Below are 11,228 nucleotides of genomic sequence, written 5' to 3' on the forward strand. Positions count from 1 at the left end.
GAAGCTGAGGCTTCCCCTTTTTTTACGTGAAAATCAGCGTATTTACCTTGAACCTGAGTCAACGATGACCCTTCCGGCCGATATCCCTCCCGCTCCCGTCACCCTGCGCATGGCGTTCTGGTACTGGCTCAAGCTCGGCTTCATCAGCTTTGGCGGTCCGGCCGGCCAGATCGCGCTGATGCACACCGAACTGGTCGAGCGGCGCCGCTGGATTTCCGAACAGCGCTTCCTGCACGCGCTCAACTACTGCATGCTGCTCCCCGGCCCCGAAGCGACCCAGCTCGCCATCTACATCGGCTGGCTGATGCACAAGACCCGAGGCGGCATCCTGGCCGGACTGCTGTTCTTCCTGCCCTCGCTGCTGATCCTGATCGTGCTGTCGTGGATCTACATGGCGTACGGCACCCTGCCCGTGGTCGCCGGCATCCTGTACGGAATCAAGCCGGCGGTGGTGGCCGTGGTGCTGGCCGCCGCCTGGCGCATCGGCTCGCGCACGCTGAAAAACCGCACCCTGCTGGCGATTGCCGTCGCCGCCTTCCTCGCCATCGCGCTGGCCGAAGTGCCGTTCCCGCTGATCGTGCTGGCGGCGGCCACCATCGGCTTCGTCGGCGCCCGTGTGCTGCCGGCCCAGTTCCAGGTCGGCGGCCAGCATCCGGACAGCCGCGCCTCGTACGGCCTCGCGCTCATCGACGATGACACCCCCACGCCCGCGCATGCCCGCTTCACCTGGCCGCGCCTGGCGCGGGTAGCCCTTGGCGGCCTGGCCCTGGGCGCCGGCGTGTGGCTGCTGCTGGCGTGGCGCTATGGGGCGGCGGGCGCGCTGGCGCAGATGGGCTGGTTCTTCACCAAGGCCGCGCTGATGACCTTCGGCGGCGCCTACGCCGTGCTGCCCTATGTCTACCAGGGCGGCGTCGAGCACTATCAATGGCTGACCGCGTCCCAGATGATCGATGGCCTGGCGCTGGGCGAAACCACGCCCGGTCCGCTGATCATGATCGTCGCCTTTGTCGGCTTCGTGGGCGCCTGGAGCCACGCCATCTTCGGCCCGGGCGGCGTGCTGCTGGCCGGCGTGGCCGGCGCCTGCGTGGCCACCTTCTTCACTTTCCTGCCCTCGTTCATGTTCATCCTGGCCGGCGGCCCGCTGGTGGAAGCGACGCGCGACAATGTGCGCATGACGGCGCCGCTGACCGCCATTTCGGCGGCGGTGGTGGGCGTGATCGTCAGCCTGGCGCTGTTCTTCGGCCAGCACGTGTTCATGCGTGGCGGAGGGATCGATATCGCGGCGCTCGCCATCAGCACGGCCGCCTGCGTGGCCCTGTTCCGCTTCAAGGCGGGGACCATCAAACTGCTCGCCGCCTGTGCCGCCGCGGGCCTCGTGCTATCGTATCGGCATGGCTGAAAAAATTATCATGCTCAGCGACGGCCGCGCGCCGCCGCCGGCAATCCCCGCGCGGCTCGATGCGCCCACCGGCCTCCTGGCCGACGCGCTCGGGCGGCCCCTGCACGACCTGCGCATTTCCGTCACCGACCGCTGCAATTTCCGCTGCGTGTATTGCATGCCCAAGGAAGTGTTCGACAAGGACTACGCCTACCTGCCGCATGCCTCGCTGCTCTCGTTCGAGGAAATCACCCGCATCGCCACCCTGTTCGTCGCCCACGGCGTGGAAAAGCTGCGCCTGACCGGGGGCGAGCCGCTGCTGCGCAAGAACCTGGAACGCCTGGTCGGCATGCTCAGCGCCCTGCGCACCCCGAGCGGCCGTCCGCTCGACATCACGCTCACCACCAATGGCTCGCTGCTGGCGAAAAAAGCCCAGTCCCTGAAGGATGCGGGCCTGAACCGGGTCACGGTGTCGCTCGACTCGCTCGACGACGCCACCTTCAAGCGCATGAACGATGTCGACTTCGCGGTGGCGGACGTGCTGGCCGGGATCGATGCCGCCCACGCCGTGGGCCTGGGACCGGTCAAGATCAACATGGTCGTCAAGGGCGGCATGAACGACCAGGAAATCGTGCCCATGGCGCGCCACTTCAAGGGCAGCCCGTACATCCTGCGCTTCATCGAATACATGGACGTGGGCGCGTCCAACGGCTGGAACCTGGCCGAAGTGATCCCGTCGGCGGAAGTGGCGCGCCGCATCTCGGCCGAGATGCCTTTGGTACCGCTGCAAGCGAACTACAGCGGCGAAACCGCCGCGCGCTGGCGCTACGCCGACGGTGGCGGCGAAATCGGCCTGATCTCCAGCGTCACCCAGGCCTTTTGCAAGGATTGCTCGCGCGCGCGCCTGTCGACCGAGGGCAAGCTGTACACCTGCCTGTTCGCCACCCGTGGCCACGACCTGCGCGCCCTGCTGCGCGAAGGCCGCAGCGACGCCGAAATCTCGGCCGCCGTCGGCGCGCTGTGGCAGGTGCGCGCCGACCGCTATTCCGAAACCCGCACCATCAATACCAGCGGCATTGAAAGAGGCGGCAAACGCGTCGAAATGTCCTACATCGGCGGTTAAATGACACTCCTTGACGATATGACCGGCCTGATTCTGGCCGGCGGACGCGGCACCCGCATGGGCCACGTCGACAAGGGCTTGCAGCCCTTTCGCGGCGCCAGCATGGCCGAGCATGTGATGCGGCGCCTGGCGCCGCAGGTCGGCACGCTGGCCATCAACGCCAACCAGAACCTCGACGTCTACGCCGCTTTCGGCGTGCCGGTGTGGCCCGACCAGCTGACCGGTTTCGAGGGTCCGCTGGCCGGGCTGGCCACCGGCATGGCCCGCTGCGCCACGCCGCTGCTGGTCACGGCGCCATGCGACTCGCCATTCTTGCCGCCCGACCTGGTAGCGCGCCTGCGCCAGGCACTCGACGCCAGCGGCGCCGACCTGGCGCTGGCCGAAACCGAAGAAGCCGGCGCGGATGGCGTGCCGCGCATCCAGCCGCAGCCCGTGTTCGCCCTGGTCCGGACCAGCGCCCTGCCCCGGCTGCAAGCCTACCTTGCCGGCGGCGGACGCCGCATGGATGGCTGGTACGGCGCCATCAGGGTGGTGCGCGTGCGCTTCGACGACGCTAGCGCCTTCCGCAACATCAACACGCTGGACGAACTGCGCCAGTGCGAACCTGAATAATCCCTCACCCACGCACACCATGACCACGCCAACCCTGAACGACATCACCAGCTGTTTGTCCGCCTACGACCCCGACGCCCTGCCCGTGCGCGACGCGCAGCGCGTCATCCGCGACTTCATCGAGCCGGTCGGCGCCATCGAACAGGTAGCGCTGCTGGCGGCGCTGGACCGGGTGCTGGGTGCGGACATCATCTCGCCGATCAGCGTGCCGGCGCACGACAACTCGGCCATGGACGGCTACGCCCTGCGCGGCGCCGACCTGTCCGGCGCTAGCCCGGTCACCCTGGCGGTGGTGGGCAGCGTGTTCGCGGGCCGCCCGTCCGGGGTGATTCCGGGCAGCGGCGAATGCGTGCGCATCATGACCGGCGGCGTCATGCCGGCCGGCTGCGACAGCGTGATCCCGCAGGAACTGGTCGCGGCAATCGGCGCGGACAGCATCACCATCGCGCCCAACGTGATCCGCAGCGGCGACAACCGCCGCTTTGCGGGCGAAGACCTGATGGCCGGCAGCGCCGCCCTGCGCACAGGGAAAGTCATCCGCCCGGCCGACCTGGGGCTGCTGGCTTCCCTCGGCATTGCCACGGTACCGGTGGCGCGGCGCCTGCGCGTGGCGTTCTTTTCCACCGGCGACGAACTGCGCTCGATCGGCCAGCCGCTCGACGCCGGCTGCGTCTACGACAGCAACCGCTACACCCTGCACGGCATGCTCACGCGCTTAGGTTGCGAGATCGTCGACATGGGCGTCGTGCGCGACGATCCGCAAGCGCTGGAAGACGCACTGCGCCACGCCTGCGAACACGTGGACGCCATCGTCACCTCGGGCGGCGTGTCGGTCGGCGCGGCCGACTACACGCGCCAGATCATGGCCAAACTGGGCGACGTGAGCTTCTGGAAGATCGGCATGCGCCCGGGCCGGCCGCTGGCGTTCGGCCGCATCGCCTCGAACGGGCACAGTGCCTTTTTGTTTGGCCTGCCCGGCAATCCGGTCGCCGTGATGGTGTCGTTCTACTTCTTCGCGCGCGACGCGCTGCTGCGCATGATGGGCGCCGATGCGCCGCTGCCGATGCTCAAGGTGCGTTCGGCCGGCGCCATCCGCAAAAAACCGGGCCGCACCGAGTACCAGCGCGGCATCCTCGAACACGATGGCGAGGGCCGGCAAAGCGTGCGCATCACCGGGTCGCAAGGCTCCGGCATCCTGCGCTCGATGAGCGAGGCGAATTGCATGGTGGTCTTGCATGATGAGCAGGGCAACGTCGATGCGGGCGATCTTGTCGACATCATCGTGTTCGACGGCTTGATCTGACAAATCTATTGCAAATCGGTTTAATTGTGGTCGTTATGATAATTACGTTGTTTTTCAATCACTGTGATTTGTCATAGCTTGCCTATTCGTTGCCGTATTTTCCATGGAATGTTCATAGGAGAAATGCCTTAAAAGCATCCTTGATAGCAAAATACTATCGCCCTGATGGGCATGTTTTATGGGCGAACGGACCTGTCCGCTTGCTAGCAGTCTGTCGGACTTAGAAAACGAAAACGCGATGGCGCGCCTCAAACGAAAAAATATGAACTGCGGACACCATCCGAGGCATTTAAATGCCGAAATTCAGCCTAAATTTTCAGCAGTGGGGGCAAAATATTTCTTTTGTACCCATAGTCCGACAGGCTGCTAGTCTCAATCTCTACGCTAATCAGATTGGTCAGAGATCATGATGCCCGCAAGCCGCATTGCCGTCGCAAGCTACAAGGTTTCTCTCCCTGTGCGGGCCTGGGTGTTGATGCTGGGAGCGTTGCTGATACTGGCGGCGAACCAAGTCCAGGCAGCGTCCGGCCAACGGATCGAGAAATGCGACTGGGACCATCCCGGCGTGAATCCCTTCATGGGCGATGTGGTGGCGGCCGTGGACCGCTACCGCGACATTCCGCCGCTGGTGCGTGCGCGTCTCAAGGAGCGCATGGCGGACCGCAATTTCGACGAATTCGTGACCATCGGACGCGACTCGATCAAGGGCCAGAACTACTACGAACCAAAAATCCGCGACATGCATTTCGGCGCCGGCACGGTGTGCGGCAGCGTCTCGCGCGCCGGCTGGAGCGCCAGGACCAAACAGGCGGGATTGGTGTATTGCGAAGGCGACCACTGCATCCTGGTGCCGACCGTGTGCCGCAACGTGAGCCGCATTCATCGCCTGGGCACCAGCGGACCGTCGCGGCGGCGCGCCGAGGGCGGCCCCGGTTCGTCGATGTCGCTGTCCGAGGAGCCAGCGGCACCGGAAAGCGAACTGGCGCTCGCGCTGCGCGGCACCAGCGCCGAGCCCAAATTGCCTGTCCCGGAGCGCGCACCGGGCACGCCACCGGGACTGATTGCCTACCAGGGTGGGGTTCCGGTCCCGCCGATCGGGCCTGGCAGCTTCGGGCCGCCGTTCAGGGACAGTCCGACTACCGGCATCGATCTCACACCCGTCCCCGACACCGATCTGCCCGCGTTGCCAGTGCCGGAGCCGGAACAATGGATGATGATGGGATTTGGGCTGGCTGCGGTGCTGGGCGCCGCGCGGCGCCGTCGTTAGCCCCGTCGCCCGCCTTGGCGCGGGGCGACGGTTTGCAAGGAAGCAGGTAAGCGCTTGCACCTCACCCCTCGCTGTCGATATCCGGCCCCAGCATCAGCTGCGCCGCCTCGCTCGGCAACGCCTCCACCGACTTGAGCTTGCGCGCCATCTGGCGGCTGCGCACTTCGGCGTTCTCGATATTCTTGGCCGCCTTTTCCAGCGTCAGCTTGGTCTGCGTAAGCACATCGCCGAACTTGGTAAATTCCGTTTTCACAGCCCCCAGCACCTGCCACACTTCCGACGAGCGCTTTTCCAGCGCCAGCGTGCGGAATCCCATCTGCAAACTATTCAGAATCGCCGACAGGGTCGACGGGCCCGCAATCGACACGCGCAAGCTGCGCTGCAGATCGTCGGCCAGGCCGGGCCTGCGCATCACCTCCGCGTACAGCCCCTCGGTGGGCAGGAACAGGATCGCAAAATCGGTGGTCAGCGGTGGCGAGACATACTTGTCGCAGATGGTCTTCGCTTCCAGCCGCACTGCGCGTTCGAGCTCGCGCCCGGCCAGCGCCACGCCGTCGGCATCGGCCCGGTCGGCCGCGTCGAGCAGGCGTTCATACTGCTCCTTGGGGAACTTGGCGTCGATCGGCATCCACACCGGCGCGCCGCCTTCGACATGGCCGGGCAGCTTGATCGCAAACTCGACCCGCGCTCCGGTGCCGGGAATGGTCTCGACGTTCTTGGCATACTGGTCCACCGTCAGCACCTGTTCGAGCAGCATTTCGAGCTGCACTTCGCCCCAGGTGCCGCGCGTTTTCACGTTGGTGAGCACGCGCTTCAGGTCGCCCACGCCGATCGCCAGCTGCTGCATCTCGCCCAGTCCCTGGTGCACCCGCTCCAAGCGCTCCGACACCTGGCGGAACGATTCGGACAAACGCGTCTCCAGCGTGGCGTGCAGCTTCTCGTCGACCGTCTTGCGCATCTCTTCCAGGCGCGCGCCGTTATCGTTTTGCAGGTCGCCGATCTTCGCTTCCAGCGTCGCGCGCACTTCCAGCATGCGCCGGGCGTTCGATTCGGTCAGCGCCGACAGGGTCTGGTGCATGGTGTCGGCAAAGCGCTTGAGCGTGGCCGACTGCTCTTCGCGCCCGCTGACGCTGGCCAGGTGAATCTGCTGGCGCATGCTGTCGAGCTGCTGCACGGTGGCGCCGTGGTACTGCGCGAGACTGGCGCCGATATCCTGGCGCGTGCCCTGGGCGCCGGCCTGCAATTCCAGGCGCAGCTCGCGCTCCAGCCGTTCCAGCTGCGCGGCGCCACCGCCACTGCCGCGCGCACGTAGCAGCAGCACCGCCTGCAGAATGATGATGACAACCGCCAGCGCGGCGAGGATCAGGAATTCGCTTTGGGTCATCGCATCAGCCGTCTTTGTTGCGCATCCAGTCGGCGGTCTGGTAGAACGACTCCATCAGGCGCAGGCGCAGCGCTTCATCGATGCCGATATCTTCCATCGCCCACGCCATCGCGCGCAGCCACTGATCGCGCTCGCTGCCGCCGATGGCAAACGGCAGGTGGCGCGCGCGCAGGCGCGGATGGCCGTACTGTTCGACGAACAGGCCGGGCCCGCCCATCCAGCCGCTCAGGAACATGAACAGCTTGTCGCGCGAGCCGTCCATCGACGGCGGATGCAGCGCGCGGATGCCGGCAAACTCGGGTTCCAGCTCCATCAGGTCGTAGAAGCGGTCGACCATTTCGCGCACGCGCGCTTCGCCACCGATGACGTCATACAGGGTTTGTGGTTCACTCATGCCGCCATGATAGCGCAGCGCGCGCGCCGCTGTCAGACCAGTGTGAGGCGGCGCAGGCGCCGCGTCGACGGCCAGCTGTCCATCCCGACCTCCGGACGCATGTCGGCGCAGGCGTCGAGCAGGCGCGCGCACTGGGCGCTTGTCAGGCCGCTGTTGAGCGTGAGGCGCACCAGCGAGCGGTTCTTGGCGGTGGCCGGCGCGCAGAACACGGCGCCGTGGATGCCGCGCCGCTCGAGCGCCTTGCGCAGCGCCAGCGTGCGCGGTTCCGGACCCGCCTCCAACGCGACGATCTGTTCGCTGCCGTCATCGACGTTGTAGCCCAACCCGCGCAGGCCGTCCCTCACCGTGCGCGTGACGCGGGCCAGCGCCGCGCGGCGGCCATCGGCGGCGGCGATGAAGTCGAGCGCCGCATCGAACCACGCCAGTTCGTGCTCCAGCAGGCAGGAGCTGAAGATCGCCGGGCGCGAGGCCGACAGGAAGTAGCCCTTGAAGTGGCTGGAACAGGTAATGAAGCCGGCCCGCCCGGCGAAGCACTTGGCCAGCGAGGCGGTGCGAAAGTGCACCTGCCCCTCCAGTGCCAGCGCCGCCACCAGCCCGGCCCCGCGCGGGCCGTGGGTGCCGAGCGAATGCGATTCGTCGACCACCAGGATGCTGCCGCTGCCGGTGGCGATGCGCGCCACCTGTTCCAACGGCGCGACGCTGCCGTTGGTGCTGTACAGCGCATCGACCACGATCACGCCGGGACCGTGCTTGCGCACCTGGCGCTCCAGGTGCGCCGCGTCGTTGTGCAGGAACGGCAGCGCGGTGGCCTGCGCCGACTGCACGCCTTCCCACAGCGAGGCATGCGCCATCATGTCGAGATAGACCGGCACCCCCGGCCCGGCGATGGTTTGCAGCAGGCCGACGTTGGCGGCCCAGCCGGACTGGGTCAGCACCGCGTCTTCGGCGCCCATGAAGGCGGCCAGCTTCGCCTCCAGCCGGTGCTGGGCGCTGCCCTCTTGCAGGAATACGGAGGACATCAGCATGCCCGCCCGGCTCGTGACGAGGCAGCGCGCCTGCGCCTCCAGCAAGGCCGCTTCGCCGGAAATGCACAGGTAGTCGTTGCTGGCCAACATGATCGCGTCGGACTGGGGTGGCGTCCAGACATGCAGGTGCTCGCCGCCCAGCAACTGCGCGACGCGGGTCACGTAATGCTCATCCATGCGGCCTGTGACGAAGGATGGCATGGCCAGTTCGGCGCGCACGGCAGTCGAAATGTGATCGGCAGCAAAAGACATGATTTCTCCTTGGGAAAATTATCCATTCTGTGCCGCCCCTCCTTGCCATTCCTGCAACATCGATGGAGCTTGACATATATCAAATTGCAAAATATCAACATGGGTCAAGATTGCTCTTCCCCGCCCACCGCTGCGAGTCCCGGAAACCCTTCCATGATGTTTGCCAGTGCCCCCGCCCCGTTTTTCACCGACCGCCTGCGCGAGTTCCTGCTGCATTGGCTGCTGCGCTGGCTGGTGCACAACGAGCGTCACCACGCCCATGCGACCGGACCGTTCATCGTGCTGGCATGGATCGGCTTCCTGGGCATGCCGGCCTATTATTCGATCTGGACCTACTGGTTTCCGCAGGAGTTCGAGAGCCTCGCCCTGCGCCTGATCGGCGCGGCCCTGTGCCTGCCCGCGCTGGCCCCGGGGCGCCTGCTGCGCGGGCGTTTCGTGCATGCCTATCTGTTCATCGCGGTGACCTATGTGCTGCCGTTCCAGTTCGCCTTCATGTACCTGATGAATCACGGTTCGGCCGTGTGGAGCCAGTCGCTGCTGATCGCGCTGACGGTGCTGTTCCACTTTCGCACGCGTCTGGCGCTGAGCGCCTGCGCCACCGGCACCGTGCTGGCCTGCGCCCTGTTTGCGCTGGTCGGCGAGCCGGCTTTCATGCTCAGCCCCACGGTGCTGGAACAGCTGCCCATCTACGCCTTCACCATCGTCGCCGTGTCGGTGGCCAAGGCCGGGCGCGGGGCACTGGCGCGCGCGAAGCTGGCCGGCGTGGCGCACGGCCTGGCCAGCGTGTCGCACGAGCTGCGCACGCCCCTGATCAGCGTCGAGGCCAATGTGCGCGGCATCTACCGCCGCATCACGCCGCCGGCCCAGGCCAGCGAGGCCGACTGGCAGGCGATGTGCGAAGCGATGGCGCGCATCCAGTACGAGGTGCGCCACATGAACCACATGATCGACCTGTTCCTGCTGTCGGCCAGCGCGGTCCAGCAGCAGCTCGAAGCGAGCGAGGTGATCTCGATGCGCGAGGTGGTCGAGTCGGTGATCCGGCGCTATCCGTTCGCGGCGCAGGCGCAGCGCGATGCGGTCAGCGTCGCCATCCGCGCCGACTTCCGCTTCGCCGGCAAGCACGAGCTGTCGGTCGTCGTTTTGCTCAACCTGCTGCGCAACGCGCTCAAGGCGCTGCACAGGGCCGGCAAGGGACGCATCCGCATCGTCGTCGACGGCCGTCCCGACACGCCGCGCCTGCTGGTGATCGATACCGGCTGCGGCATCGCCGCGCGCCAGCTGCCGATGATCTTCCAGCGCTTCTTTTCCTACCCAACCAGTTCCGGCGCCGGCATCGGCCTGGCCCTGTGCAAGGACATCATCGATGCCTGGCAGGCCAGCATCCGCTGCACGTCGCGCGAGCGTGGCTACACCATGTTCGTGCTCGAATTTCCGCGCGTGGCCGCAGAGCCGCCCGCGCATTGACCCGCCATGAAAGGCCCAGCATGCCCCTGCCGATTTACAGCCATCCCAGCCTGACCGTCCTGATCGACGACAGTGACAGCTTCCTGAAAAGCGTCGCCTTCCAGCTCGACCCGGCCCTGGCCAGCAAATGTTTTGCCGACACCAGCAGCGCGCTGGCCTGGATCGGCGCCCACGGCGAACGCCAGCCAGGCCGGCTGGCGGCCAGCTACGATACCTATCCCGGCTCGACGGAGCGCTGCAACGTGGCCTTCGACATCGACCAGATCCACCGCATCAGTTTCGAGCCGCAGCGCTTCATGACGCCGTCGGTGGTGGTGGTCGATTATTCGATGCCGCAGATGGATGGCCTGGAGCTGTGCGAGGCGCTGCGCCACCTGCCCTGCAAGAAGATCCTGTTTACCGGCGTGGCCGACGAAAAGGTGGCGGTCGACGCCTTCAACCGCGGCCTGATCGACCGTTACATCAAAAAGAGCGACGATGGTGCGCTCGACAAGCTCGAAGCCGAAATCGTGTCGCTCCAGCAGGCGTATTTCGCCGCCCGCTCGGACCCGCTGCGCGACCTGCTGGAGCTGCACAACCACAGCTTCCTGAGCGACCCGGCGTTTTCCGCGGTGGTGCGCATGGTGGTGGAGCAGCACGGGATCGTGGAACACTATCTGTATCCGAATCCGGCCGGCATCCTGCTGTACGACGCGCGCGGACGCGCCCAGCTGATGGTGGTCGAAACCGAGGCCGGGATGAACGCGCACTACGAGGTCGGTTGCGACAACGATGCGCCGCAGTCGTTCCTGCAGGCGGTGCGCGAGCGCTGCATCGTGCCGTATTTTCGCGAGGGCGACGGCATGTATGCGCGCGATTTCGCCAAGAACTGGCACCGCTGGACCGCGCCCGCGCAGCGCTGTCGGGGCGGCCAGACCACCTATTACTGGGCACTGTTCGCGCTGGAGCCGGGCGAACTGGAGCAGCCAGCCCACCCGTTCGCGGCCTTCCTGCGCGCGCGCGAGACGGCGCCCTGATGCCAGCGTG

The 11,228-nt window shown here is 66.3% G+C and carries 10 protein-coding genes; 7 read left to right on the forward strand and 3 right to left on the reverse strand.

Features of this window, described 5'->3' with window-relative positions:
• The first annotated feature begins 64 nt into the window (after positions 1 to 64).
• From chrA to PO883_RS15490, 5 genes are all read left to right on the forward strand, one after another.
• The gene (gene chrA / locus PO883_RS15470) at positions 65 to 1,399 is read left to right on the forward strand and encodes a chromate efflux transporter (RefSeq protein WP_289310563.1); all 1,335 of its coding nucleotides are present in this window, start codon (positions 65 to 67) and stop codon (positions 1,397 to 1,399) included.
• Entirely contained in the window at positions 1,392 to 2,501 is a 1,110-nt protein-coding gene (gene moaA / locus PO883_RS15475) for a GTP 3',8-cyclase MoaA (protein ID WP_289310564.1), read from the forward strand. Before chrA ends, moaA begins: the two co-directional genes overlap by 8 nt.
• Entirely contained in the window at positions 2,502 to 3,113 is a 612-nt protein-coding gene (mobA, locus tag PO883_RS15480; protein WP_289310565.1) for a molybdenum cofactor guanylyltransferase MobA, read from the forward strand.
• A 19-nt stretch (positions 3,114 to 3,132) separates the two neighbouring features.
• Positions 3,133 to 4,416, forward strand: a complete 1,284-nt coding sequence (gene glp, locus PO883_RS15485) for a gephyrin-like molybdotransferase Glp (RefSeq protein ID WP_289310566.1) — start codon at positions 3,133 to 3,135, stop codon at positions 4,414 to 4,416.
• Positions 4,417 to 4,822: 406 nt separating this feature from the next.
• Complete coding sequence (locus PO883_RS15490) at positions 4,823 to 5,683, forward strand: MHFG family PEP-CTERM protein (protein ID WP_289310567.1); 861 nt, start codon at positions 4,823 to 4,825, stop codon at positions 5,681 to 5,683.
• A gap of 61 nt (positions 5,684 to 5,744) precedes the next feature.
• On the opposite strand, the gene PO883_RS15495 is transcribed toward PO883_RS15490, so the two are convergent.
• Genes PO883_RS15495 through cqsA form a run of 3 tightly spaced genes read right to left on the reverse strand, consistent with a single transcriptional unit; the run spans position 5,745 to position 8,738 of the window.
• Entirely contained in the window at positions 5,745 to 7,067 is a 1,323-nt protein-coding gene (locus tag PO883_RS15495; RefSeq protein WP_289310568.1) for a DNA recombination protein RmuC, read from the reverse strand.
• Positions 7,068 to 7,071: 4 nt separating this feature from the next.
• Entirely contained in the window at positions 7,072 to 7,461 is a 390-nt protein-coding gene (locus PO883_RS15500; RefSeq protein ID WP_289310569.1) for a group II truncated hemoglobin, read from the reverse strand.
• A gap of 32 nt (positions 7,462 to 7,493) precedes the next feature.
• A complete protein-coding gene (gene cqsA, locus PO883_RS15505) occupies positions 7,494 to 8,738 on the reverse strand; it encodes an alpha-hydroxyketone-type quorum-sensing autoinducer synthase (RefSeq protein WP_289310570.1) in 1,245 nt (414 codons plus the stop codon).
• Positions 8,739 to 8,891: 153 nt separating this feature from the next.
• On the opposite strand from cqsA, the gene PO883_RS15510 reads away from it, so the two are divergent.
• Together PO883_RS15510 and PO883_RS15515 are read left to right on the forward strand one after the other, a co-directional pair.
• Positions 8,892 to 10,202, forward strand: coding sequence for a sensor histidine kinase KdpD (locus PO883_RS15510; RefSeq protein ID WP_289310571.1), 1,311 nt, complete (start codon positions 8,892 to 8,894; stop codon positions 10,200 to 10,202).
• Between the two features lie 20 nt (positions 10,203 to 10,222).
• A complete protein-coding gene (locus PO883_RS15515; protein ID WP_289310572.1) occupies positions 10,223 to 11,218 on the forward strand; it encodes a response regulator in 996 nt (331 codons plus the stop codon).
• Positions 11,219 to 11,228: the final 10 nt, after the last annotated feature.

This window comes from Massilia sp. DJPM01 (genome assembly GCF_030348125.1).
Taxonomy (GTDB): Bacteria; Pseudomonadota; Gammaproteobacteria; order Burkholderiales; family Burkholderiaceae_D; genus Telluria_A; species Telluria_A frigida.

Coding starts and splice junctions, on each gene's coding strand:
- chrA (WP_289310563.1), top strand. CDS start 65: ATGACCCTTCCGGCCGATATCCCTCCCGCTCCCGTCACCCTGCGCATG.
- moaA (WP_289310564.1), top strand. CDS start 1,392: ATGGCTGAAAAAATTATCATGCTCAGCGACGGCCGCGCGCCGCCGCCG.
- mobA (WP_289310565.1), top strand. CDS start 2,502: ATGACACTCCTTGACGATATGACCGGCCTGATTCTGGCCGGCGGACGC.
- glp (WP_289310566.1), top strand. CDS start 3,133: ATGACCACGCCAACCCTGAACGACATCACCAGCTGTTTGTCCGCCTAC.
- PO883_RS15490 (WP_289310567.1), top strand. CDS start 4,823: ATGATGCCCGCAAGCCGCATTGCCGTCGCAAGCTACAAGGTTTCTCTC.
- PO883_RS15495 (WP_289310568.1), bottom strand. CDS start 7,067: ATGACCCAAAGCGAATTCCTGATCCTCGCCGCGCTGGCGGTTGTCATC.
- PO883_RS15500 (WP_289310569.1), bottom strand. CDS start 7,461: ATGAGTGAACCACAAACCCTGTATGACGTCATCGGTGGCGAAGCGCGC.
- cqsA (WP_289310570.1), bottom strand. CDS start 8,738: ATGTCTTTTGCTGCCGATCACATTTCGACTGCCGTGCGCGCCGAACTG.
- PO883_RS15510 (WP_289310571.1), top strand. CDS start 8,892: ATGATGTTTGCCAGTGCCCCCGCCCCGTTTTTCACCGACCGCCTGCGC.
- PO883_RS15515 (WP_289310572.1), top strand. CDS start 10,223: ATGCCCCTGCCGATTTACAGCCATCCCAGCCTGACCGTCCTGATCGAC.